General features: G+C 63.3%; 21 protein-coding genes. 5 read left to right on the forward strand and 16 right to left on the reverse strand.

What is annotated here, in order from left to right; translation table 11 throughout:
• The 10 genes from J0O65_RS01470 to leuS all read right to left on the reverse strand — a co-directional run bounded on the left by J0O65_RS01470 (position 1) and on the right by leuS (position 14,221).
• Entirely contained in the window at positions 1–2,205 is a 2,205-nt protein-coding gene (locus J0O65_RS01470) for an EAL domain-containing response regulator (protein ID WP_215403411.1), read from the reverse strand.
• Complete coding sequence (locus tag J0O65_RS01475) at positions 2,202–4,373, reverse strand: HDOD domain-containing protein (RefSeq protein WP_251373215.1); 2,172 nt, start codon at positions 4,371–4,373, stop codon at positions 2,202–2,204. Before J0O65_RS01475 ends, J0O65_RS01470 begins: the two co-directional genes overlap by 4 nt.
• 203 nt (positions 4,374–4,576) lie before the next feature.
• A complete protein-coding gene (locus tag J0O65_RS01480) occupies positions 4,577–5,857 on the reverse strand; it encodes a multidrug effflux MFS transporter (RefSeq protein WP_215403413.1) in 1,281 nt (426 codons plus the stop codon).
• 180 nt (positions 5,858–6,037) lie between these two features.
• Complete coding sequence (locus J0O65_RS01485; RefSeq protein ID WP_502793529.1) at positions 6,038–7,240, reverse strand: THUMP domain-containing class I SAM-dependent RNA methyltransferase; 1,203 nt, start codon at positions 7,238–7,240, stop codon at positions 6,038–6,040.
• Positions 7,241–7,521: 281 nt separating this feature from the next.
• Positions 7,522–8,139, reverse strand: coding sequence for a 2-hydroxychromene-2-carboxylate isomerase (locus J0O65_RS01490; RefSeq protein WP_215403415.1), 618 nt, complete (start codon positions 8,137–8,139; stop codon positions 7,522–7,524).
• 10 nt (positions 8,140–8,149) lie between these two features.
• Entirely contained in the window at positions 8,150–8,587 is a 438-nt protein-coding gene (locus J0O65_RS01495; RefSeq protein ID WP_034745744.1) for a CopD family protein, read from the reverse strand.
• Between the two features lie 70 nt (positions 8,588–8,657).
• Entirely contained in the window at positions 8,658–9,929 is a 1,272-nt protein-coding gene (locus tag J0O65_RS01500; RefSeq protein ID WP_215403417.1) for a glutamate-5-semialdehyde dehydrogenase, read from the reverse strand.
• Between the two features lie 23 nt (positions 9,930–9,952).
• A complete protein-coding gene (holA, locus tag J0O65_RS01505; RefSeq protein ID WP_152250703.1) occupies positions 9,953–10,969 on the reverse strand; it encodes a DNA polymerase III subunit delta in 1,017 nt (338 codons plus the stop codon).
• Between the two features lie 10 nt (positions 10,970–10,979).
• Positions 10,980–11,579 carry an LPS-assembly lipoprotein LptE gene (locus J0O65_RS01510; RefSeq protein WP_215403419.1) on the reverse strand — a complete coding sequence of 200 codons (600 nt, stop codon included), beginning with the start codon at positions 11,577–11,579 and terminating at the stop codon, positions 10,980–10,982.
• A gap of 2 nt (positions 11,580–11,581) precedes the next feature.
• Positions 11,582–14,221 (reverse strand): leucine--tRNA ligase, encoded by a 2,640-nt coding sequence (leuS, locus tag J0O65_RS01515; protein ID WP_215403421.1) that lies wholly within the window; start codon positions 14,219–14,221, stop codon positions 11,582–11,584.
• A 149-nt stretch (positions 14,222–14,370) separates the two neighbouring features.
• On the opposite strand from leuS, the gene J0O65_RS01520 reads away from it, so the two are divergent.
• Both J0O65_RS01520 and J0O65_RS01525 read left to right on the forward strand, forming a co-directional pair.
• A complete protein-coding gene (locus J0O65_RS01520) occupies positions 14,371–15,159 on the forward strand; it encodes a helix-turn-helix transcriptional regulator (protein WP_251373216.1) in 789 nt (262 codons plus the stop codon).
• A 49-nt stretch (positions 15,160–15,208) separates the two neighbouring features.
• Positions 15,209–15,610 (forward strand): VOC family protein, encoded by a 402-nt coding sequence (locus J0O65_RS01525; protein WP_251373217.1) that lies wholly within the window; start codon positions 15,209–15,211, stop codon positions 15,608–15,610.
• Here J0O65_RS01525 and J0O65_RS01530 read toward each other — a convergent pair.
• Entirely contained in the window at positions 15,607–16,512 is a 906-nt protein-coding gene (locus J0O65_RS01530; RefSeq protein WP_215403423.1) for a LysR substrate-binding domain-containing protein, read from the reverse strand. The genes J0O65_RS01525 and J0O65_RS01530 overlap by 4 nt on opposite strands.
• Positions 16,513–16,671: 159 nt before the next feature.
• On the opposite strand from J0O65_RS01530, the gene J0O65_RS01535 reads away from it, so the two are divergent.
• Positions 16,672–17,850, forward strand: a complete 1,179-nt coding sequence (locus tag J0O65_RS01535) for an acyl-CoA dehydrogenase (RefSeq protein WP_215403425.1) — start codon at positions 16,672–16,674, stop codon at positions 17,848–17,850.
• Positions 17,850–19,097: a CaiB/BaiF CoA transferase family protein gene (locus J0O65_RS01540; protein ID WP_215403427.1), complete on the forward strand. Its 1,248-nt coding sequence runs from the start codon at positions 17,850–17,852 to the stop codon at positions 19,095–19,097. Before J0O65_RS01535 ends, J0O65_RS01540 begins: the two co-directional genes overlap by 1 nt.
• 37 nt (positions 19,098–19,134) lie before the next feature.
• On the opposite strand, the gene J0O65_RS01545 is transcribed toward J0O65_RS01540, so the two are convergent.
• The 3 genes from J0O65_RS01545 to J0O65_RS01555 are packed head-to-tail and all read right to left on the reverse strand — an operon-like array spanning position 19,135 to position 20,907.
• Entirely contained in the window at positions 19,135–19,461 is a 327-nt protein-coding gene (locus J0O65_RS01545; protein WP_215403430.1) for a barstar family protein, read from the reverse strand.
• 8 nt (positions 19,462–19,469) lie between these two features.
• A complete protein-coding gene (dapB, locus tag J0O65_RS01550) occupies positions 19,470–20,279 on the reverse strand; it encodes a 4-hydroxy-tetrahydrodipicolinate reductase (RefSeq protein WP_215403432.1) in 810 nt (269 codons plus the stop codon).
• Between the two features lie 19 nt (positions 20,280–20,298).
• Entirely contained in the window at positions 20,299–20,907 is a 609-nt protein-coding gene (locus J0O65_RS01555) for an outer membrane protein assembly factor BamE (RefSeq protein WP_353056141.1), read from the reverse strand.
• Between the two features lie 216 nt (positions 20,908–21,123).
• Between J0O65_RS01555 and fur the strand changes: the two genes are divergently transcribed.
• The gene (fur, locus tag J0O65_RS01560; RefSeq protein ID WP_071075246.1) at positions 21,124–21,555 is read left to right on the forward strand and encodes a ferric iron uptake transcriptional regulator; all 432 of its coding nucleotides are present in this window, start codon (positions 21,124–21,126) and stop codon (positions 21,553–21,555) included.
• Between the two features lie 39 nt (positions 21,556–21,594).
• On the opposite strand, the gene hrcA is transcribed toward fur, so the two are convergent.
• The gene (gene hrcA, locus J0O65_RS01565) at positions 21,595–22,611 is read right to left on the reverse strand and encodes a heat-inducible transcriptional repressor HrcA (protein ID WP_215403434.1); all 1,017 of its coding nucleotides are present in this window, start codon (positions 22,609–22,611) and stop codon (positions 21,595–21,597) included.
• 101 nt (positions 22,612–22,712) lie between these two features.
• Positions 22,713–23,438 carry an HAD family hydrolase gene (locus J0O65_RS01570; RefSeq protein ID WP_215403436.1) on the reverse strand — a complete coding sequence of 242 codons (726 nt, stop codon included), beginning with the start codon at positions 23,436–23,438 and terminating at the stop codon, positions 22,713–22,715.
• Positions 23,439–23,671 lie beyond the last annotated feature (233 nt).

Raw genomic sequence — 23,671 nt, forward strand, 5'->3', positions numbered from 1 at the left:
TCAAGCCTCGATGGCCAGCGTTGGCGACAGCGCGGGAGCCGCATCGGCGATCAGGCGATTCTGCTCCTGCAGCACGCCGATGAAGCTGCCCAGCGAAATGGGCCGGTGATACAGGTAACCCTGCATCGTGGTGCAGCCCTTGTCCTGCAGATAGCGCGCCTGGCCTTCCGTTTCCACGCCCTCGGCGATCAGGTGCAGGCCCAGGCCGCGCGCGATCGAGATGATGGCCAGGATGACGGGATAGTGTCCGTGCTCGTCGTGGATTTCCTTCACAAACGACTGGTCGATCTTGATCGTGTGGATGGGGAAGCGGTGCAGGTACGACAGCGAGGAATAGCCGGTGCCGAAATCGTCGATGGCCACCGACACGCCCAACTGGCACAGCTTGTTCAACTGCTCGATCGCATACTGCGGGTTGCGGATGCAGATGTTTTCCGTGATTTCCACTTCGATCTTTTCCGGCGCGATGCCATAGCGCGTCAGCGCGCCGCGCATCTTCTCGAAAAAGTCGCCACGGTCCAGGTATTGCGGCGACAAATTGAGCGACAGGCGCACGGCTTCGCCGCCGGCCGCGTTCCACTGCAGCAGGTCGCGGCACAGGGCGCCCAGCATCCAGTCCGAGATCGGCAGCATCAGGCCGTTTTCCTCGGCGAACGGCAAAAATTCACCGGCCGTCAGCAAGCCCCGCTGCGGGTGGTTCCAGCGCATCAAACCTTCGGCGCCGACGATGCGGCCCGTCATCACGTCCACCTGCGGCTGGTAATACATCTCCAGCTGGTTCAATTCCAGCGCCTTGCGCAGGCTCTGTTCGAGCGCGATCTTCTGGTGCGACACATCGAGCATGGACTCGTGATAAAAACTGTGGCCGTTCTTGCCCAGCGCCTTGACCTGGTACATGGCGATGTCGGCGTGGCGCAGCAGCTCGTCGATGGTCTCGCCGTCGCCCGGATAGATGGCGATGCCGATGGAGGCCGAAATATGCACCTGGTTGCCATCGAGGTCGAAGGGCTGGTGCAGGCACTCGAGGAATTTGTCGGCAATCAGGCGCGCATCCTGGCGGTCGCGCAGTTCCGGCAGCACGATGGTGAACTCATCGCCGCCCTGGCGCGCCAGGGTATCGCCGCGGCGCAGGCAATCCTTCAGGCGCAGCGCCACCTGCTGCAGCAACTCGTCCCCCTTGACGTGGCCTAGGGTATCGTTGACCAGCTTGAAACGATCGAGGTCGATGAACATCACCGCCAGTTCCGTCAGCTTGCGCCGCGCCTGGATCACGGCCAGCCCCAGGCGGTCCTTGAACAGCATGCGGTTCGGCAGGTCCGTCAGGATGTCGTGGTAGGCCTGGTAAGAGATGACTTCTTCGGCGCGCTTGCGGTCGGTGATGTCGCGCGCCACGCCGTAGGTGCCGAAGTATTCCTGCTTCTTCGTTTCGTGATCGTCGCTGTGCACGCCGATCGAGTTGAGCGGAATCGTCATCAGCGTGTTGTTGAAGGTGCGGTCGCTGCCGCTGCCGCTGTGGCACTTCAGGCGCAGCTCCACATTGCGCGAGGCGCGCTCGTCAACGCGGCGCTCATTGAAGGCATAGCGCGCGCGCTCCTGGTCCTCATCGTGCACGAGGATGGAATAATGGCTGCCGATCAGTTCCTCGCGGCTAAAACCCAGCAACTGGTGCACGCGGTCGTTGATGAAGGTGATGCGGCCTTCGTGGTTCAGCGTATAGATGATGTCGGGCGAGCTGTCGACCAGGTAGCGGTACATCTTTTCCGAATTTTCCAGCTGCAGCGCGATGCGCTCGTTTTCCAGCGCCAGCTTGCGCTTCTGCAGCGCGTTCTCCACCGTCTTGAGCAGCTCCTCGCGGCTGTACGGCTTGCGCAGATAATCGTAGGCGCCCCGTTTCAAGGCGCCGATGGCCGCCTCGATGCCGACGTCGCCGCTCATGACGATCACGTCGCCCTCGATGCCGCGCCGGTTGATGTGGTCCATGATTTCATGGCCGCTCATGTCGGGCAGGCGCAAGTCCAGCAGGATCAGGTCGAAGCGCAGCTTCGACAACTGCGCCAGCGCCTCGCTGCCGCAGGTGGCCGTGTACAGCTGGTAGCCGCGGTCCTTCAGCAATTCGTGGAGGGAAGCGAGCAGGCGGGGCTCGTCGTCGACCAGCAGGATGCGCGGGCTGTTTTCCAGGTCGAATGGAATGGCGGAGGAATTCATGGACGTTGCGAAGACAAGGCGGTATTGCCGGGCGCGGGCAGCGCGGCCGCAGCGCTCGCCGGCACGGGAACGGGCAGCAGAATTTCAAACGCGGTACCGGACTTGCCGCTGCGGCAGCCGATCACGCCATGCAGGCGGGTGACCAGGTCATGCACGATGGACAGGCCCAGGCCATGATGCGCCCCTTCCTTGCTGCTGCGCACAGGGGAAAACAGATTGGCCAGCACTTCGGGCGCCAGGCCGGCGCCATTGTCGCTGACACACAGTTCCAGATACAGGCGACGGTCGCGGTTGACGTGGCCACGGTTCGCCACTTCGATGCGCCCGCCATCGGGCAAGGCTTCGACGGCGTTCTTCAGCAGGTTGAGCAGGATTTGCTTGAGCATGTCGGCATCGGCCTCCACCTCGCATGGCGCGTCCTGCATGCGCGTGAGCACCTCGACCTTCGGCGGCAGGAAATCGGTGGCGCGGAACAGGCGCAGCACATCGTCGACCACGCGCGCGCAATCGGTCACGCCACTGGCCGCCACCGGCTGCAGATCGGCCAGGCCGCCGATCAACTGGCCGACACGGTCGATTTCCTCGTTCAGGATAGCCATCTCGCCCGTGACCGCCTCCTGTTTCTCCAGCTTGTGATCGAGCACGCTCAGGTAGTTCTTGATGATGGACAGCGGGTTATTCACTTCATGCACGACGCGGCGCGATGCGGCGCGGTATTCCTCGGCCACGTGATCGAGCTGGCGCCGTGCCAGGCCACGCGCGCTGATGGCCGCTTCCAGCGCCGTGGCGGCCTGGTTGGCATAGGCGCGCAGGAAACCCTCGCGCTTCTGGCAAGCGGGAATCTGCCACGCCGCCACGCCGCCGATCAACACGCCCAGGCTGCGCTGGCCCGACGCCAAAGGCACGCAGACCAGGCTGTCCGTGCCGAGAATGCGGAACAGCTGTTCCTCGACGATGCCCAGCGCCGGCATGTCGCGTTTCAGGCACGCCAGCCGGCACTCCAGCGCCGAGGCGGCCAGCGGGCCGCCCTTGGCCAGCGGGATAGAGAAGCCGGCCAGGCGCTGCTGATGTTCTCCCGCCGCCACGCCGACCAATGCATGGCCGGTGGGGTTTTGCAGCAGGATGACGGCGGTGTCGAAATCGAACAGGATGCGCGCCGAGCGCGTGATGGCTTCGAGCAGGCTGCTCTCGTCCTGCTGCCGGGCGAAGGTCTGCCCCACTTCGGACACCAGTACCATGTTGCGCACTTCGTCGGACAGGCGCTGCTGCACCGGATCGACGGCTGGCGGCGCATATGCGGGCGGCGTGGCGACATCGTCCACGCCGGCCAGGTCGATGCCCAGGTGCTGCGCGGCCTGCGCCACCTGGCGCGCCACGCTGCCGGCCAGGTCTTGCAGTACTTCAACGTCCAGCGCGCACAGGCTTGCCGCCTGCGCGATGGACTCGGCCTCGTCCGCATCGTCGGCGTGGCAGCACAGCAGGTGCGCCAGGCGCACGATGCGAATCAGGGGATGGCTCGCTTCCAGGCGAGCCAGCGGTTCATGGTGATACAGCACGCTGTCGGCCAGGAAGGAATCGAGATGCCAGCGCTCGATCAGCCAGGCGCCCGCTTCGGCATGCGTGATCTGCAAGGTGCGCTGCTCCACCGCGCACAGGGCGGCATCGTCGCGCGCCGTGAAATTGAACGCGTATTCCTTCGGCGCCGTGGCCAGCAAGGCCAGGCGGCCCACGTTGTGCAGCAAGCCCGCCAGATACGCTTCCTCGACGTGCGGATACGCCATGGCCTTGGCCAGCGCGCGCGCCATGACGGCGGCGGACAGCGAGCTTTTCCAGAAGGCGCGCAAATCCGTGCTGCCGGAATGGGGAAAGCTGTTGAAGGTCTGGAACACGGATTCGCTGATGACCAGGGTCTTGATCATGTCCGTGCCCAGCGACACGAGCGACTGCTCCAGGCTGACGACCTTGCCCTGGCGATGGTAGGCCGAGCTGTTGGCCACGCCGAGGATCTTGCTGGTCATGCCGGCATCCTTGGCGATCAGGGCGGCCAGCTCCGGCATGCCGGCATCGTCGGCCTGCAGGTGGGCGATCAGCTTGATGAGGATCTGCGGCATGGCCGGCAGGCGGGCAATCAGCAGGCGATTGCGAATATCTTGATCAGATTGATGCATCGTATCAGGCAGTGCCGGTTCAAAAAGGATGAGCGCTCAGCAGCGAAGCGCGGCCACGTTCAGAGGAATCCTCCACTCCTGTAACCCAAAAAAAAAATCGCCTGAGAGGATGCCGGGAAAAAGTCATCTTATCATAAGCGCCGGATATTACTTGCAATATAGAAAATTAAGTTGAAATAAATCCAGCGTTCTGCGATGGAAACTTATGCCTTGAAGGAACCCAGCAAACGGTGGCGGAAGCGCCGCGACATCAGCCACATGGCCAGCGCCAGGCCCGTAAACGCCAGCTGGCCCGAGGCCAGCCACAGCACGGAACCGGACAGCAGCGGCGAGATCACGCCGGCCACCACGGCGCCCAGCAAGGTGCTGGCAAACGACTGGCATGAAGCCACCGTGCCGCGAATATGCGGGAACAGATCGAGCGCCAGCAGGGTCGCGCCCGGCCCCACCAGCGACATGCCGAAGGTGTAGAAGAACAGGGGCAGCACCGACCAGGGCAGCGAGGGCGGCAGGAACAGGTGGTACACGACATTGACGCTGGCGGCGCACAGCAGGAAGGCAAAGCCGATGCCGATCTGGCGCGCGAACGTGACCTTGCCGGCGATGCGGTTGGCCGCCGCGGCGCCCATGAAGATGCCGCTCACGCAGGGAATGAACAGCCAGCCGAATTGCGATGGCCCCAGGCCCAGCTGCTTGGGCAGCATTTCCGGCGCGGCCGTGATGAACAGGAACAGGCCCGCGAAATTGAGGGCGACGATGCCGGCCTTGATGTGGAACAGGGGCGAGCGCAGGATCTGGCCATAGCTCGACGCCAGGAAGCGGGGATTGAACGGCTGGCGCTTTTCCATCGGCAGGGTTTCGGGCAGGCGCCAGTAGCAAAACGCCAGCAGCACCACCGTGTAAAAGGCGAGGAAGAGGAAGATCGAGCGCCAGTCGAACCAGATGACGATCCAGCCGCCGAGGATCGGCGCCACGGCCGGGGCGATGGAAAAGATCATCGTCACCAGCGACAGCAGCCGCGCCGCCGCCGCATCGGCATACAGGTCGCGGATGATGGCGCGGCTGATCACCACGCCGGCGCCGGCCGAGACGCCCTGCATGATGCGGAAGAACCACAGATAGTGCACCGTGTGCGCCGAAGCGCAGCCGAGCGAGCCGATGGCAAACATCAGCAGTGACACGAGGATGACGTTGCGCCGGCCGAAGGTATCCGAGATCGCGCCATGCCACAGCACCATGCCGGCAAAGGCCAGCATGTAGAACGTCAGCGACTGCTGCACTTCCAGCGGCGACGCCTGCAGCGAACCCTGGATCGCGCCAAACGCGGGCAGGTAGGTGTCGATCGACAGGGGTCCCAGCATCGACAGCCCGGCCAGCATCATGGCCAGCGCACCGCGGCTCAGCGGCGCCATGTGGCTCGGGGTGGGAGGCGGAACGGGCGTGACCGGGTCGGGCGGCACATCGGCCGGAGGGGTGGGAAACATGGTGGGTCCAAGGTGGCGCGCGGACCGGCATGAGTCCGCGCGCGTGATACAGCATTTTTTAGCGCGTAAAACATCTGAGAAAACCGTAGCGAGCGGCCGCCAATTGTGGCCGAGAAGCGCAACCGTACGAAAGTACGGTGAGCATCGCAAGCCGCAAGTGGCAACGCGCAGTAGGTTTAATCAGATGTTTTTTGGTTTGGCTTCTTCTCTACGGTTGTATCCCGCCACCATATCGAAGCGGAACAAACGGCATTCCAGCGCGCCGTTGAAGAATGGCGTCTTGCGCGCTTCTTTCAAACGCAGCAGCTTGGGCAGGCCCAGGTCGGCCGTGAACAGGAACACGGTCCAGCCGGCGAAGCGCTGCTTCAGGGTCGTGCCCATGGCCGAATAGAAAGAGGTCGACAGTTCATCTTCCGGGATGGTGCTGTCGCCGCGCACGCCGATACGCTCGCCGTACGGCGGGTTGGTCAGCATGATGCCCGGCACCTCGCTTGGCGGCTTGACTTCCTGCGCCTCGATCTGTTTCAAGGGCACCTCGAAACGCACGCCGGCGCAGCGCAGGTTGTGGCGCGTCATGGCGACCATGTCGCCCGAAATGTCGCTGCCGAAAATGGTCGGTTCGGCCGGCAGCGGATTGACCTTGATGGCGTTCTTCATGGCATTCCACGGCGCCGGATCGAAGTCGTGGAAGTTTTCAAACGCGAACTGGCGCGAGGCGCCCGGCGGAATCCCCTGCAGCATCTGCGCCGCTTCGGCCAGGATGGTGCCGGAACCGCACATCGGGTCGAACAGCACCATGCCAGGCTTCCAGCCCGACACGCGCAGCAGGCCGGCGGCCAGGTTTTCGCGCAGCGGCGCGTCGCCCGTCTCTTCGCGCCAGCCGCGCTTGAACAAGGCTTCGCCCGAGGTGTCGAGGTAGACGGTGAAGGTGTGCGCGTCGAGGAAACCGACGATGCGCATGTCCGGCGTCTTGGTGTTGACCGATGGGCGCTCGTTGAACTGGTCGCGGAAGCGGTCGCAGATCGCATCCTTGATTTTCAGTGTCGTGAATTCCAGGCTGCGCAGCGGCGACTTCACGGCCGTGACGTCGACGCGGATCGTGTGGTGCACGCCGAACCAGTCTTCCCAGGCTTGCGCCAGGGTCAGGTCATAGATATCGTTTTCCGTCTTGTAGCCGGAATGGGCCATGCGCATCAGCACGCGCGAAGCGATGCGCGAATGCAGGTTGATGCGGTAAGCGTCCAGCAGGTCGCCCGAGCAGTGTACGCCGCCCGGTACCTGGTTATGGACCTTCATGGTCGAACTATCCTGGGCGATCTCGCCCAGTTCCTCGGCCAGCGCCGCTTCCATGCCGCGTGGGCATGGGCAAAAATATGAAGCCATGGTGGTGTACCCTTTATCCGTTGTAGTGAACACCCGCAGGCACCTGCTGCGCGGTACGGCGCTCGCCCGGCGATGCTCGCCGTACCTTCGTACGGCCGCGCTTCTCGGACAAGCGGCGATCCGCTCGCGACGGTGCCTGCGGGTGTCGTTACTTTTACTGCATTAAAAAAACTACTCTGCTAAAACTAATGCTGACTTACTTCACTGCCAGCCGACATGCGCCGCTGACTGAGCCTGTCGGATTACGCGCGGGGCGCTAATCCGACCTACATCCTGCTTTCTTACGATTTCTCCAGCGCGCGCTCGACAAAATCGAGGCGGTCCTGGCCCCAGTATCCTTCGCCATCGACGATGTACCACGGCGAGCCGAAGACGGAAGCGGCGGTGGCCGCTTCCGTGTTGGCGTCATATTCCGCCTGCACGCTGGCCGTTTCCGACGTTTTCAGCAACTGGCGGCCCTCGAAGCCCGCGTCAAGCGCGATCTGCACCAGGGTTTCTTCGTCGCCGATATTGCGCTCTTCCGCCCACAGCCCGCGCATGATGGCGTGGGCCAGGTTCAGCGACGCTTCCACGCCATGCGCCAGGCGCGTGGCGATGATCAGCTTGGCCGCCGCTTCCGGCGACACGGGAAAAAACTTCGGCTGCAGATTCAGTGGCACTTGCAGGAAGGCCGACCAGCGCGCCAGTTCGGCCAGGCGGTAAGCCTGGCGCTGCGGCGCGCGCTTGGCCAGCGGCAGGCCGCCCGAGACGCTGAAGACCTTGCCCAGGTCGAAGGGCCGCACGTCGATCTGCGCGCCCGTTTTCGCGGCGATGGCCATCAGGCGCGCGTGGCCCAGGTAGGTCCATGGCGAATGGGGCGCGAAGAAATACTGCACGACTTTGCTCTGGCTTGCACTCATCTCGACTCCCTTAGAAAGGCTTGACCACGACCAGCACGACGACGGCCAGCAGCATCACCACCGGCACTTCATTAAACCAGCGGAACCAGGTGTGGCTGCGCTTGTTGAGACCTTTTTCAAACTTGCGCAGGATGGAACCGCAGGCGTGGTGGTAGCCGAGCAGCAGCACCACGAACGTCAGCTTGGCGTGCATCCAGCCCGGCATCTTCATGCGGCCTTCGCCACCGCCATACAGCATCCACATCAACGCCAGGCCCAGCACCATGGCCGGCAGCGCCAGCAGCGACATGAAGCGGTACAGCTTGCGCGCCATCAGCAGCAGGCGCTCGGTGGCCACCGTTTCCGTCTCCATCGCCAGGTTCACGAAAATGCGCGGCAAATAAAACAGGCCGGCAAACCAGGACATGACGAAGATGATGTGGAAGGCTTTGGTCCAGAGAAAGAGCATGGGATTCCCAGTGTCAGAGGTATCGAAAAAGGAGAGCGCGGGCCGCCTTGTGGGCCGCCCGCGAAAGAGACTATTTGCGTACTTCGCCGTGGCCGAAGACCACGTACTTGAGCGAGGTCAGGCCTTCCAGTCCCACCGGGCCGCGCGCATGCAGCTTGTCGTTCGAGATGCCGATCTCGGCGCCCAGGCCATATTCGAAGCCGTCGGCGAAGCGCGTCGAGGCGTTCACCATCACCGAGGCGGAATCGACTTCGCGCAGGAAGCGCAGCGCATCGCTGTAGTCTTCCGTGATGATGGACTCCGTGTGCTTCGATGAATACCGGTTGATGTGGTCCATCGCTTCGTCGATGCCGTCGACCACCTTCACCGACAGGATGGCCGCCAGGTATTCGGTGGACCAGTCTTCCTCGGTGGCGGGCACCAGGTGCGGATAAGCGGCGGCGGCCAGGATCGCATGGCTTTCCGGATCGGCGCGCAGTTCCACCTGCCTGGTCAAATACAGTTCGGCCAGCTGCGGCAGCACGGTGGCGGCGACGGCGCGCGACACCAGCAGGGTTTCCATGGTGTTGCAGGTGCCGTAGCGGTGGCACTTCGCGTTGAAGCCGATATCGATCGCCTTTTTGATATCGGCCTTGGCGTCGATGTAGACGTGGCAGATGCCGTCGAGGTGCTTGATCATCGGCACGGTGGCCTCGGCCATCAGGCGCGCGATCAGGCCCTTGCCGCCGCGCGGCACGATGACGTCCACGTACTGCGGCATGGTGATCAGGGCGCCGACGGCGGCGCGGTCGGTGGTGTCGATGACTTGCACGGCATCGGCCGGCAGGCCGGCGCCGGCCAGCCCTTCCTGTACCAGCCTGGCCAGCGCGCGGTTGCAATGGATCGCTTCCGAACCGCCGCGCAAGATCGTCGCGTTGCCGCTCTTGATGCACAGGCCGGCCGCGTCCACCGTCACGTTCGGACGCGCCTCATAGATGATGCCGATGACGCCCAGCGGCACGCGCATCTGGCCCACCTGGATGCCCGTCGGACGGAACTTCATGTTCGAGATCTCGCCGATCGGGTCGGCCAGCGCGACGATCTGCGTCAGTCCTTCGACCATGGTGGCGATGGCGGCGTCGGACAGGGTCAGGCGGTCGAGCATGGCCGGCGCCAGGCCGGCGGCCGCCGCGGCGTCGAGGTCACGCTGGTTGGCGGCGCGCAGCAGGTCGGCATCGCGCACGATGGCGGCGGCGATCAGGCTCAAGGCGCGGTTGCGCGTGGCGCTGTCGGCACGCGCCATGGCGCGCGAGGCGACGCGCGCGCGCGCGCCCACGTCCTGCATATATTCTGTGATGTCCATGCTCGTATCCATATAGTAAAAAACTAGCCTCGGGCGATCTTCAGGCCCAGCTGCAGCATGGCATCCCAGGCATCGCCCGCGTAGCCCTTGGCGCGCAAGCCCTTGATCATCTTGTCCACCTGCGCCGCCTGCTGCAGCGCCGCTTCCAGCACGGGTAGCGAAATGCGCCGCAGGGCCGGCTCCATCATCCGCTCGCGCGGACCCCAGATGCGGTATTCCTTCAGCAGCGCACCCAATGGACGCCCCTGCGCCATGCCGGCCTTCAATTTTAACAGCGTGCGGATTTCTTCGGAGACGGCCCACAAGACCAGCGGCAGCGCCTCGCCCTCACCCTTCAAGCCCTCGAGCATGCGCACCAGGCGCGCCGGGTCGCCGGCCAGCATGGCTTCGGACAGCTTGAAGACATCGTAGCGGGCCACGTTCAGCACCGCGTCCTGCACTTGTTCATACGTCAGCTTGCCCGCGGCGTGCAGCAAGCCCAGTTTCTGGATTTCCTGGTGCGCCGCCAGCAAATTGCCCTCCACCCGTTCGGCGATGAAGTCGATGCTGGCCCGTTCGGCGCTTTGCCCCTGCGCGGCCAGGCGCTGGCCTATCCAGGCCGGCAACTGCGCCCGCTCAACATTCGGGATCTCGATATACACGGCCGCCTGCTGCAGGCTGGCGACCCAGGCCGCCTTCTGCGTGGCCCAATCCAGCTTCGGCAAGGTGATCAGGGTCAGGTTGTCGGGACTGAGGTTTTTCGCATAGCTTTGCAGCGCCGCGCCGCCATCCTTGCCCGGCTTGCCGGTGGGGATGCGCAGCTCGATCATTTTCTTGTCCCCGAACAGCGACAGCTCCTGGTTCGCCGCCAGCAGTTCGCCCCACTTGAAGCTGCGCTCCACCGTCAGCACGTCGCGCTCGGAGTAACCCTGCGCGCGCGCCGCGCGGCGAATCTTGTCGGCCGCTTCCAGCGCCAGCAGGTGCTCGTCGCTGGTGATCACATACAGCTGCGCCAGCGGCTTGGCCACATGCCCATCGAGCGCGTCTATCCGCAATTGCATGACGTCCCCGTTACTGCTGCGGGGCGGCCGGCGCGACCGGCGTCACGGGCGCCACTGGCGCCACCGACATGGCCGGCAGCACCGGCTTGATGGCGGCCAGGCGGCGCATGATCTGCTGCACCAGGTCGTTGCGCATGTCGCGGTACAGCGCCGCTTCCTCGGTTTCCTTGGCCAGTACCTGCGATTCGTCGAAGGTGATCGGACGCACCAGGCTGATGGTCGTCGGCGCCAGCAACTGGTTGCCGGCCTTGTCCACCACGCGGAAATTGATCGAGTAGCCGAGCTGGTACTCTTGTACGCGGCCACTGGGATTCAGCGACAAAATGGTCTTGGTACGATTCCTCTCCGGGTCGCTGAGCACTTCAAGGACGGCGTCGGCGCCATCCTTGGTGCCCACCACCTCCGTGCCGCCAATGGCGCGGATATAGCGCTTCAGGCCAATCGCCAGCGGCGACGTGTCGGGCAAGTCGATGTACATCGTCGCGAACGGCAGCATGAAACTGCCGTTCGAACCGCGCAAATGAAAGCCGCAGGCCGACAGCAAAACAGTCAGGCCCAGCGCCAGCGCGGCGCGGCGGCCCAACAGCGATACTTGAGAGGAAGTCGTCATGATTACACCACGATGCTGATTAACTTGCCTGGCACGACGATGATTTTCTTCGGCGTGGTCTCGACGTACTTCCGCACACTTTCGCACGCCAGCGCGGCCGCTTCGATGCTGGCCTTGTCCGCATCCTTGGCCACCGTGATCGAGCCGCGCAGCTTGCCGTTCACCTGGATCATCATCTCGATCTCGGACTGCTCCAATGCGGCCGGGTCGACTTGCGGCCAGGCGGCGTTGAGCAGGTCGCCGTGCACGCCAGCGTAGCCCAGTTCCTGCCACAGCACGTGGGTGATGTGCGGCGCGACGGGGTTGAGCAGGCGCAGGAAGATGGAGAAGCCTTCGGCGATCAGGGCCTTCGACTGCGCGCTATCGTCCAGCTTGGCAGATTCCAGGGTGTTGAGCATCTTCATGCAGGCCGACACGACGGTGTTGTACTGGATGCGCTTCAAGTCGTAATCGGCTTGCTGCAGCAGCTTGTGCAATTCGCGGCGCAGGTTTTTCTGCGCGTCGCCCGTGGCCGGTGCGGCGCCGCCAGCCAGCGCGGCCTGGATCGTGGCCGACTGGGCGTAGCCGAAATTCCATACGCGGCGCAGGAAACGGTTCGCGCCTTCGACGCCGCTGCCCGACCATTCCAGCGTCTGTTCCGGCGGCGAGGCGAACATGGTAAACAGGCGCGCCGTATCGGCGCCATACTGCTCGATCTGCGCTTGCGGATCGATGCCGTTGTTCTTCGACTTCGACATTTTTTCCGTGCCGCCGATTTCCACCGGCTGGCCGTCGGCCACCAGGATGGCGGACTGCGGGCGGCCCTTGTCATCGAGCGACAGGCGCACGTCGTCCGGGTTGAACCACGTGGTCTTGCCCGCCGCGTCCTTGCGATAATAGGTTTCGTTGAGCACCATGCCTTGCGTCAGCAGGTTGACGAACGGCTCGTCGAACTTGACCAGGCCGAAGTCGCGCATGATCTTGGTCCAGAAGCGCGCGTACAGCAAGTGCATGACGGCGTGTTCGATGCCGCCGATGTACTGGTCCATCGGCATCCAGTAATCGTTGCGCGCGTCGACCATGGCGTCGTTCGAGCCTGGCGAGGTATAGCGCATGTAGTACCACGACGAATCGACGAAGGTATCCATGGTGTCCGTCTCGCGGCGTGCCGGCTTGCCGCACTGCGGGCAGTCGCACTGCAGGAAGGCTTCGTATTTGTTCAGCGGATTGCCCGTGCCGTCCGGCACGCAGTCTTCCGGCAGCACCACCGGCAAGTCTTTTTCCGGCACCGGCACCACGCCGCAGTCGGCGCAATGGATCATCGGGATCGGCGTGCCCCAGTAGCGCTGGCGCGAAATGCCCCAGTCGCGCAGGCGGAACGTGGTTTTCTTCTCGCCCAGACCCAGCTCCGCCAGGTCGGCGGCCACCGCGTCGACGGCGGAGGCGAAATGCAGGCCGTCGTATTTGCCGGAAGCGATGCAAACGCCATCCTTGCTGCCATACCATTCCTGCCACGCGTCCGTCGAGAACTCCTGGCCCTTGACCTCGATCACTTGCTTGATCGGCAGATTGTATTTCTTGGCGAAGCCGAAATCGCGCTCGTCGTGTGCCGGCACGCCCATCACGGCGCCGTCGCCGTAGGTGATCAGCACGTAGTTGCCGACCCACACTTCCACCTGCGCGCCCGTCAATGGATGGGTGACGAACAGGCCGGTCGGCATACCCTTCTTCTCCATCGTTGCCATGTCCGCCTCAATGACGGAACCGAGCTTGCACTCGGCGTTGAAGGCGGCCAGCGCGGGATTGCTTTGCGCCGCGTGGATGGCCAGCGGGTGTTCGGCGGCCACGGCGCAGAAGGTCACGCCCATGACGGTGTCCGGGCGGGTGGTGAACACATACAGCTTGCCGTCGCCGATCAGGGCACCATCCGCGTCCTTGATGTCATGCGGGAAGGCGAAGCGCACGCCCGTCGACTTGCCGATCCAGTTGGTCTGCATGATGCGCACGCGCTCGGGCCAGCCCGGCAGCTTGTCGTCCACATAGGCCAGCAATTCTTCCGCGTAATCGGTGATGCGCGCGTAATACATGGGGATTTCGCGCTTTTCGATCAGCGCGCCCGAACGCCAGCCGCGGCCGTCGACGACTTGTTCGTTGGCCAGCACGGTCTGGTCGATCGGGTCCCAGTTCACGGTACCGGTCTTCTTGTAGATGATGCCTTTTTCCAGCATCTTGAGGAACATCCACTGGTTCCACTTGTAGTATTCGGGCTTGCAGGCGGTCATTTCGCGCGACCAGTCGATGGCCAGGCCCATCGATTCCATCTGCTGCTTCATGTGGGCGATGTTCGAATACGTCCATTGCGCGGGCGGCACGTTGTTGGCCATGGCCGCGTTTTCCGCCGGCATGCCGAACGCATCCCAGCCCATCGGCATGAGCACGTTGTAGCCATTCATGCGCAGGTAGCGGTACATCACGTCATTGATCGTATAGTTGCGTACGTGACCCATGTGCAGCTTGCCCGAAGGGTAAGGCAGCATCGAGCAGGCAAAATACTTGCCTTTTGGGAAACGCGGGTCGTGTTCGACGGCTTTATAGGCGTCGATCGCCTTCCAGTGCGATTGGGCGGCTTGTTCGACGTCGGCGGGACTATATTTATCTTGCATAATGGATGTGCGACCAGCGTGGCCCGGCCAATAGTGGATATGAACCGAGCATTATACTGGTTGTCGCCGCCCGATAGCATGGCGCGCCGGCGGCCCGGTGTCGCATATTTTGGCCGGCGCGCAATTATGCCGTGTCGTATGCCACAATCTTGTTCTTTGCATCAACGCCGACCATGATCGTCTACCAGGAATATCCGCCCATCCCCGCCCTGCGGCCGTGGCTGGACTGCGTCTGGACGTGCCGCGTGCAGACGGGCGCCACGCCCCTGACGCACCAGGTCTTGCCGGACAATTGCATTGACATCCTGTGCCAGGACCAGCAGGACGCCAGCTTTGCCGTCGGCATGATGACGGCGCCGATCGCCGTCGTCAGCCAGGGCCTCGTGCAGACGGTGGCGGCCCGCTTCAAGCCGGGCGCGGCGGCCCGCTTCTTCCAGCTGCCGTTGTGCGAGCTCAACGATGGACGCAGCGACCTGCAACAGCTATGGGGACGTGAACTGGCGGCGCGCCTGGGCGACGCGCTGTGGAGCGACGCCCTATCCAATCTGCAACGCATTGCCATCTTGCAGGATTATCTGCTGCTGCGCCTGCGCCAGGGACCTCCGCCGCGCCCTGCAGGCGTCGCCCAGCACGCCATTGCCGCCATCGAAGGCGCGCAGGGCATGCTGCGCGTGGAGGGCCTGGCGCGGCAACTGGGCGTGTCGCGCCAGCACCTGGCGCAGCAATTTCGCCAGCAAGTGGGCATCAGCCCGAAGCTGTTTGCCCGCATCTGCCGTTTCCGGGCCGCCAGCCAGGGACTGAAACGCCTGGCGCAACAAGCGGACTGGGCGCACGTGGCTTTGCAATACGGCTATTTCGACCAGTCGCACCTGATCCACGACTTCCAGGATTTCGCCCGCAGCTCGCCCGAGGCGTGGCTGACGGGCCGGCGCGCGTGAGCACCTGAGCACCTTCCATTTTTCCAATCGCGCGGCGCGCGCCGGTGGCATGATGGCGTTATTCTTCATTCACCAGGAGCAAAACATGATCAAGGGCTTGCGCACCGTCACCTATCCCGTCCCCGACCTGGACCAGGCCAAGGCCTGGTACAGCCAAGTGTTTACTACGACGCCGTATTTCGACCAGCCGTTCTATGTCGGCTTTGCCATCGGCGGCTTCGAGCTTGGGCTGATGCCCGGTGGCGAGCCGGGCACGCAGGGCAGCGTGACGTACTGGGGCGTGGACGGCATCGAACAGGAAGTCGAACGCATCGTCGCGCTGGGCGGCACCTTGCACCATCCGATCACGGACGTGGGTGACGGCATCCGCACGGTGGAATTGCTCGACCCGTTCGGCAACCAGATCGGTCTGATCGACAATCCGCATTTCGATACGGCCAAGGTCGTTTAAGCCGCTTCGCCTTGCAGCCACAGGCGGAATTGCTGCAAGGCCGTCTTTTCATGCGCCGTTTCGGGCGTGATCAGGTAATACGCCCGCTGGCCGCGCAGTGGGCGCTCGCACGCGATGCGCAGTTCGCCACGCGCCAGTTCCGCCTCGACCAGCATGCGCGGAAGCAAGACCACGCCTTGCCCTTGCACGGCCGCCATGGCCAGCATGGAAAACAGTTCATAGCGGGCGCCGTAGTGCGCTCCGTCGCGCCCCTCTCCCTCGACCTGCATGGCGTCAAACCACTGGCGCCAGGCGCCCGGGCGCGTACTTTGTTGCAACAAGGTCAATTCCAGTAAGTCCTGCGGCTGCCAGTCGCTGCGCGCCGCCAGCAGGCGCGGGCTGGCGACGGGGACGATTTCTTCGTGCATGAGCAAGGTGGCGCGCGTGCCGGGCCAGCGCGCCAGTTGCTCGGGCGTACCCGCGTACAGGGCGCCGTCGTATTCCGTATCGGCAAACATGAACGGTTTTGTATACGCGTCGATATGCACGACGATGTCCGGGTGCAAGTCCGCCAGTGTCGACAGCCGTGGCATCAGCCAGCGCGTGGCAAACGTGGGCACAGAGGCGATCTGCAAGGCGCCGCCGCCGCCCTGGCGCGCCATGGTGTCGAGCGTGTCGCGCTCCAGGCCATCGAGGCGGGCCGCGATCTGCCGCGCATACGCGGCGCCGGCGCTGGTCAGCAGCACGCCATGGCGCGTGCGCTGGAACAATTGGACGCCAAGAAAGCTTTCCAAGGACGAAATCTGCCGCGACACGGCGCTTTGCGTCAGCGACAGTTCGCGCGCCGCGTGCGTGTAGCTCTGGTGGCGCGCGGCCGCCTCGAAACAATTGAGCGCCTGCAGCATCGGGATTTTGCGTGACATGAGGTATCCGGCCGGTGAAAGACCCCTAGTATGCCGCAAGATATGCGTCACACGCATGTCTGGGTGCAAATAAATCGTTTGCGCAAGGCTAGGCAAAAACCTACCATGAGCCCTATTCAATCTTGCGCCGATCACCGGCGCTCACCTGCGAGGCCTGTGATGAGCAAAACCGTATTCGACTGGAATTCCCCCCTGCTGCTGGAAGAACAACTGACGGGCGATGAACGCGCCGTGCTGGAAGCGGCACGCGACTATTGCCAGGGCAGCCTGGTGCCAAGGGTCCTCGAATCGTTCCGCCATGGCCGCACGGACGCCGCCATCTTCCGCGAAATGGGAGAATTGGGCTTGCTGGGCACGACCATTCCCGAAGCATACGGCGGCGCAGGCCTGAACTATGTCTGCTACGGCCTGGCCGCGCGCGAAGTCGAGCGCGTCGATTCGGGCTACCGTTCGATGATGAGCGTGCAATCGTCGCTGGTGATGGTGCCGATCAATGCCTTCGGCAATGAAGAAACGAAACAGAAATACCTGCCGAAACTGGCGACGGGCGAATACATCGGCTGCTTCGGCTTGACGGAACCGAACCACGGCTCCGACCCTGGCAGCATGGTCACGCGCGCGCGCAAGGTGCCGGGCGGCTACAGTATCTCCGGCGCCAAGATGTGGATCACCAACAGCCCCATCGCCGATGTGTTCGTCGTCTGGGCCAAGGACGATGAAGGCGCGATCCGCGGCTTCGTGCTGGAAAAAGGCTGGAAAGGCCTGTCGGCGCCGGAAATCCACGGCAAGGTCGGCTTGCGCACCAGCATCACCGGCGAAATTGTCATGGATGAAGTATTTTGCCCGGAAGAAAACGCCTTCCCCGATGTGCGCGGCCTGAAGGGTCCGTTCACTTGCCTGAACAGCGCCCGCTACGGCATCGCCTGGGGTGCGCTGGGCGCGGCCGAAGACTGCTACCTGAAGGCACGCCAGTACACGATGGACCGCCAGCAATTCGGCCGTCCGCTGGCGGCGAACCAGTTGGTGCAAAAGAAACTGGCCGACATGCTGACGGAAATCACCATGGGCTTGCAAGGCTGTTTGCGCCTGGGCCGCATGAAGGATGAAGGCTCGCCCGCCGTGGAAATCACCTCCATCATGAAACGCAACAGCTGCGGCAAGGCGCTCGACATCGCCCGCATGGCGCGCGACATGATGGGCGGCAACGGCATTTCCGACGAGTTCGGCGTCATCCGCCACCTGGTCAACCTGGAAGTGGTCAACACCTACGAAGGCACGCACGACGTGCACGCGCTGATCATCGGCCGCGCCATCACCGGCATCGCCGCGTTCAACTGATGGACACCGCGGCTTCCACCTTGCGGCCCGCGCCTTTGGTCGGCTTGCGCGTGCTGGACCTGTCGCGCGTGCTGGCCGGCCCGTGGGCCGGGCAAATGCTGGCCGACCTGGGCGCCGACGTGGTCAAGGTTGAACAGCCGGGCCGCGGCGACGACACGCGCTCTTGGGGGCCGCCCTACTTGAAGGATGAAGACGGCCGCGACACGGCCGAGGCCGCCTATTTCCAGTGTGCCAACCGCAACAAGCGCTCCGTGTGCATCGACCTGGCGTCACCTGAAGGCCAGGCGCTGGTGCGCAAGCTGGCGGCCGAAGCGGATGTCTTGCTGGAAAACTTCAAGCTGGACGGCTTGAAGCAATACGGCCTCGATGCGGCCAGCTTGCTGGCGCTCAACCCGCGCCTCGTGTATTGCTCGATTACCGGCTTCGGCCAGGACGGGCCGTACGCGGCGCGCGCCGGCTATGACTTCTTGATCCAGGGCATGGGCGGCCTGATGAGCATCACGGGCGTGCCCGACGGCCAGCCGGGCGCCGGGCCGCAAAAAGTGGGCGTGGCGCAGACGGACATCCTGACGGGTTTGTACGCCACCATCGCCGTGCAGGCGGCCCTCAGCGAGCGCGAGCGTTCGGGCCTGGGCCAGCATATCGACCTGGCCTTGCTGGACGTGCAAGTGGCGGCGCTGGGCAACCAGGCAGCCAATTACCTGTGCGGCGGCAAAGTGCCCCAGCGCATGGGCAATGCGCATCCGAACATCGTGCCCTATCAAGACTTCCCGACGGCCGATGGCGACATGATACTGGCGATCGGCAACGATGGGCAGTTCTCGCGCTTCTGCGCCGTCGCCGGCCACCCGGAATGGGCGCAGGACGAGCGTTTCATGACCAATCCGCAGCGCGTGGCGCACCGTGCGATCCTGATCCCCCTGATGCGCCAGACCACGGTCATGCGCACGACGGCCGAGTGGATCAGCGCCTTCGAGGCACAAGCCGTGCCGTGCGGCCCCGTCAACCGCATCGACCAGGTCTTTGCCGACCCGCAAGTGGTGGCGCGCGGCTTGAAAGTGACAATGCCGCATCCGACGGCGGGCACGGTGGCGCTGGTGGCCAATCCCGTGCGCCTGTCAGCTTCGCCGGTGCAATACCGTTTGCCGCCGCCCTTGCTGGGGCAGCATACGCAGGAGGTGCTGCAGCAGTGGCTGGGGTTGGACCGTGCGGAGATTGACGGCTTGCGCGAACGCAAGGTGGTGTAAAAAGCTGGGGTCAGACCCGGCGGGTCTGACCCCGAAATTATTCCAGGGTCAACTTCAACGCCGGCTTTTCACCGTAATCTTCATAGCGCTCGTTGATGCCGGCGATACAAAACGTGATTTCTTCCAATAAATCAGGCACTTGCGCCTTCATGCTTGCGGCGTCTTGCACCACGATGTCGAGCACTTCGTTCGGCTTCAAGCGGAACTGCGTCATGTTTTCATCGTCGCGCAGATAGCTGAGGCAATCGACCCAGGCGTCCATGCTGTTGCCGTAAAACGCGGGGAAGCCGAAGGCTTGCACGCATTGCGCGTGGAAGCTCGCCGCGTCGGTGATGTCTTTTCCATTCAGGATGGCAGTGGCCATGGTCTTCCTCAGTTCTTCAGCGACAGCACGTCCTGCATGTCGTACAGGCCGGTCGGCTTGTCGGCCAGGAAACGCGCGGCGCGCAGGGCGCCGTGGGCGTAGGTGACGCGGCTGCTCGACTTGTGGCTGATCTCGATGCGCTCGCCGATGCCGGCAAACAGCACCGTATGGTCGCCGACGATATCGCCGCCGCGGATGGTGGCAAAGCCGATGGTCGACGGGTCGCGTTCGCCCGTCACGCCTTCGCGGCCGTACACGGCGCATTCCTTCAAGTCGCGGCCCAGGGCGCCGGCCACCACTTCTCCCATTTGCAGGGCGGTGCCCGACGGCGCATCGACCTTGAAGCGGTGATGCGCTTCGATGATTTCGATGTCATAGCCTTCGGACAGGCTTTTCGCCGCCAGCTCCAGCAATTTCATGGTGACGTTCACGCCCACGCTCATGTTCGGCGCGAACATGATGGCCGTCTTTTCGGCGGCGGCGGCAATCGCCGCCTTGCCCGCCTCATCGAAACCGGTGGTGCCGATGATCATCTTGATGCCGTGCTCGGCGCAATACGCCAGGTGCTGCAAGGTGCCTTCGGGACGCGTGAAGTCGATCAGGAAATCGGCGTTCGCCAGGCCCTGCGCCAGGTCGGACTCCGTCAGCACGCCGGCCGGCTTGCCGAGGAAGGCGGCGGCATCCTGGCCGATCGATGGCGAACCGGCACGGTCGAGCGCGCCGGCCAGCACGGCGTCCGGCGCATTGCTGACCGCTTCGATCAGGATATGGCCCATGCGGCCGCTGGCGCCAGCGATGGCAATTTTCAGTTCAGTCATTTTATTCTCTTACAGCAACTTATTTGGTGGGTTCGGCAGTGGGTGCCGGTGCAGGTTCGGCGGCAGGCGCCGGCACAACTTCAGGCTTGCTCACAGGAATGGCGGGCGCGGCATCGGCCGGCACCGGCACGGCGCTCGGCGCCACGGGCGACGGCACGGCGGCGGCAGGCACGTCGGCCTTGGCGACCTTGGCAAACGGCGATGGGCCGGCGATGCGGTCGATGTATTCTTTTTCCGTCGGCAAGTTGCCGCCTTCGAAACGTTCCACCTTGCCATCCTTGCCGAAGTACACGACCACGCGGCTGCTGGTGGTTTCGCCACTGCCCCGCGCCAGGCGGAATGGGTAATCCCAGCGGTCGGCATGGAAGATATCGGTCAGCAAGGAAGTGCCGAGGACGAAACGTACCTGGTCGCGCGTCATGCCCACTTTCAACTGGGCCAGCATCTCTTCGGAGACAAAGTTGCCTTGTTGAATGTCAGGACGGTAGGGCGAGAAAAACCACATGAACTTTTGCAGCGGCGTGATGGTGGTCGTTTGTGCGCCCTGCTCGGGCACCAGTTCCTTGCCTTCTTTTTGAGCGGCTGCCGGCTTTTCGCCCAGGATGCCACGGCTGGCGCAGCCGGACATGGCCAACGCGACACAAACCATGCCTGCCACGACTGGTGCTCGAAATGAAATACGGTGCCAGAGAGATGGCAATACAGCCGGTGTTACGCGCATAAATGACCTCAATTGGATGAACAAAACGCCAGGAGTGACCGGCCCGCCAGAAAATGCATATTTTGGCACTCCCCGACAAAACGCTATATGATAAAGCACCTGACCCACATACGAGCAACAAACATGAGTAACAATCCTAGTGATCTCAAGGCAAGCGGCCTGAAAGCCACCCTGCCACGGCTGAAGATACTCGATATCTTCCAGAGTAGCCCGGTACGCCACCTGACCGCGGAAGACGTCTACAAGATTCTGCTGGCCGACAATATGGATGTCGGTTTGGCAACTGTCTACCGCGTCCTGACGCAATTCGAACAGGCAGGCTTGCTCAACCGCAACCATTTTGAGACCGGCAAGGCGATTTTCGAGCTCAACGAAGGTTCCCACCACGACCACCTGGTGTGCCTCGACTGTGGCCGGGTCGAGGAATTCTTCGACGAAGACATCGAAATCCGCCAGCAAAAAGTGGCCGAAGAGCGCGGCTTCAAGATCGCCGAACACGCGCTGGCCATCTACGGCAACTGCATCAAGACGGCTTGCCCGCACAAAACCGCCTGACCCAGGCCGGCCGCCCCCATGGGGCGGTTGGCATCACGCTCAATGCTGGCTAAGTGCGCTGGACAGCAATTTCGCCGTGATATCGACAATCGGGATGACGCGCTCGTAAGCCATGCGCGTCGGTCCGATCACTCCCAGCGTTCCCACTATCTTGCCGTTGACTTCATACGGCGCCGTCACCACGCTCATCTCATCCATCGGCACCAGGTTCGATTCGCCGCCGATGAAAATCTGCACGCCCGTCGCCTTGCTCGACACGTCGAGCAGCTGCATCAGGCCCGTCTTTTGCTCGAACATGTCGAACATCTGGCGCAGCGAATGCATATTCGATGACAAATCGCTCACGCTGAGCAAGTTGCGCTCGCCGGAAATCACCATGTCATCGCTATGGTCGGCCATCGCTTCGCTGCCCGCCTCCACGGCAGCCTGCATCAGGCTGCCCATATCGTCGCGCAACTGGCGCAATTCCCCCTGCAGGCGCAGGCGCACGGCGTCGAAGGACAGGCCGCCATAATTCTGGTTGATGTAATTGGCCGATTGCACCAGTTGCGCCGGAGTATAGTCGGCCTCCGTCAGCAATAAACGGTTCTGCACGTCGCCGCCGGGAGCGACGATGACGAGCAGGATGCGTTTTTCGGACAGGCGCAGGAATTCAATTTGCTGGAACACGGATTCGCGGCGCGGACTGAGCACGACGCCGGCAAACTGCGACAGCGACGACAGCATCTGCGCCGCGTTGGCGATGGTTTTTTGCGGTTGCGGCGTCTGCAGGCGCATGCGCGGTTCCACCAGGTGTTCGTCCAGATGCCGGACGGTCAGCAAGGTGTCGACAAAGATGCGGTAGCCGCGCGGCGTGGGGATGCGTCCGGCCGAGGTGTGCGGACTGGACACATAGCCGAGCTCTTCCAGATCCGCCATGATGTTGCGGATCGTGGCCGGCGACAGGTCGAGGCCGGAAATTTTCGACAAGGCGCGCGAACCGACCGGCAGGCCGTCGGCGATATATCGCTCGACCAGGGCTTTCAGCAGTGTTTGGGCACGTGTATCGAGTTGCATGGTTTTTAATTAGGCAAGTATTTTGTTAAGCAAGCGGCAACGAAAGCGGCCGAACGTGCAGCAACAGCGCCTATTATGCACGTTCGCCCGGCCGGCGGCGATCAATCTTCCAGTTGCCCCTGCAGCCACAACAGCAATTCATCAAAGTTGGCGCAGATGGCATCGGGCTGCACGCCAGCGGCCAGGTGGGCGTCGCTGCCCTTGCGGTTCATCCACACGGCACGCATGCCCGCCCCTTGCGCTCCCGTCACATCGAAATACAGATCGTCGCCGACATACACAGCCTCATGGGGCGCCACGCCCAGCGCGGCGCAAGCGGCCAGGAAGATGCTGGCGTCGGGCTTGGCCACGCCGAAATCGCTGGCGGCAATCGACACCTTAAAATGCTGCGCCAGGCCGATAATTTCAAGGTCCGCATTGCCATTCGAGATCGAGCCGAGCAGCATGCGCTGGCCCATCCAGGCCAGGCCGGGCAAGACATCGTCATACGGCTGGACGCGATGGCGCGCGGCCAAAAATTGCAGGATGGCCCCGTCGACCAGGGCGGCATCCTCGCCGGCAGCCTCGAAGGCGGCCAGCAGACCCGCGCGGCGCAACTCGATCAGGTTGCCATGGAAATGCGGTTGTTCGTTCAGCATGGCCAGACGGTGCTGGCGCAGCAGCTCGATGGAAAACTGCTGCGCCACCTTGGGTGCATGCGTGGCCAGCCAGTCGTGCAGCAGGGTTTCGGCGGCGGCAATCACGGGCGCGATGGGCCACAAGGTATCGTCGAGGTCGAACAGGATGGCCTTGGGCGGCACGGCAGGTTTTACAGGAGCAAGGGACATGGGACTCACGGTGGATGCCGCGCCACAGTGCGCAGCCTGCATCTATTGTCGCACCGATCGCCGCCGCCGGCATGGCTGCGCCCCCATGAAATGGGGCCGGGCCAGCGCTTCCCGGCGAAAAATTGTTACAGGGTGATACAAGGCAAGGTCATCCAGCTTGCCAGATAGACTAAAATAGGCGCCATTCCAATGCGGCGCCAGCGTCCGCGTTGCGCTACCCAACCTAATTCGTC

Origin of the sequence: Janthinobacterium sp. JC611 (assembly GCF_018682595.1) — a bacterium.
Lineage (GTDB): Bacteria > Pseudomonadota > Gammaproteobacteria > Burkholderiales > Burkholderiaceae_D > Janthinobacterium.

Coding starts and splice junctions, on each gene's coding strand:
- dapB (WP_215403432.1), bottom strand. CDS start 20,279: ATGACTGAACTGAAAATTGCCATCGCTGGCGCCAGCGGCCGCATGGGC.
- J0O65_RS01470 (WP_215403411.1), bottom strand. CDS start 2,205: ATGAATTCCTCCGCCATTCCATTCGACCTGGAAAACAGCCCGCGCATC.
- leuS (WP_215403421.1), bottom strand. CDS start 14,221: ATGCAAGATAAATATAGTCCCGCCGACGTCGAACAAGCCGCCCAATCG.
- J0O65_RS01570 (WP_215403436.1), bottom strand. CDS start 23,438: ATGTCCCTTGCTCCTGTAAAACCTGCCGTGCCGCCCAAGGCCATCCTG.
- J0O65_RS01495 (WP_034745744.1), bottom strand. CDS start 8,587: ATGCTCTTTCTCTGGACCAAAGCCTTCCACATCATCTTCGTCATGTCC.
- hrcA (WP_215403434.1), bottom strand. CDS start 22,611: ATGCAACTCGATACACGTGCCCAAACACTGCTGAAAGCCCTGGTCGAG.
- J0O65_RS01510 (WP_215403419.1), bottom strand. CDS start 11,579: ATGACGACTTCCTCTCAAGTATCGCTGTTGGGCCGCCGCGCCGCGCTG.
- holA (WP_152250703.1), bottom strand. CDS start 10,969: ATGCAATTGCGGATAGACGCGCTCGATGGGCATGTGGCCAAGCCGCTG.
- J0O65_RS01530 (WP_215403423.1), bottom strand. CDS start 16,512: ATGTCACGCAAAATCCCGATGCTGCAGGCGCTCAATTGTTTCGAGGCG.
- J0O65_RS01500 (WP_215403417.1), bottom strand. CDS start 9,929: ATGGACATCACAGAATATATGCAGGACGTGGGCGCGCGCGCGCGCGTC.
- J0O65_RS01535 (WP_215403425.1), top strand. CDS start 16,672: ATGAGCAAAACCGTATTCGACTGGAATTCCCCCCTGCTGCTGGAAGAA.
- J0O65_RS01490 (WP_215403415.1), bottom strand. CDS start 8,139: ATGAGTGCAAGCCAGAGCAAAGTCGTGCAGTATTTCTTCGCGCCCCAT.
- J0O65_RS01525 (WP_251373217.1), top strand. CDS start 15,209: ATGATGGCGTTATTCTTCATTCACCAGGAGCAAAACATGATCAAGGGC.
- J0O65_RS01485 (WP_502793529.1), bottom strand. CDS start 7,240: ATGGCTTCATATTTTTGCCCATGCCCACGCGGCATGGAAGCGGCGCTG.
- J0O65_RS01475 (WP_251373215.1), bottom strand. CDS start 4,373: ATGCATCAATCTGATCAAGATATTCGCAATCGCCTGCTGATTGCCCGC.
- J0O65_RS01480 (WP_215403413.1), bottom strand. CDS start 5,857: ATGTTTCCCACCCCTCCGGCCGATGTGCCGCCCGACCCGGTCACGCCC.
- J0O65_RS01545 (WP_215403430.1), bottom strand. CDS start 19,461: ATGGCCACTGCCATCCTGAATGGAAAAGACATCACCGACGCGGCGAGC.
- J0O65_RS01555 (WP_353056141.1), bottom strand. CDS start 20,907: ATGTCCGGCTGCGCCAGCCGTGGCATCCTGGGCGAAAAGCCGGCAGCC.
- J0O65_RS01540 (WP_215403427.1), top strand. CDS start 17,850: ATGGACACCGCGGCTTCCACCTTGCGGCCCGCGCCTTTGGTCGGCTTG.
- fur (WP_071075246.1), top strand. CDS start 21,124: ATGAGTAACAATCCTAGTGATCTCAAGGCAAGCGGCCTGAAAGCCACC.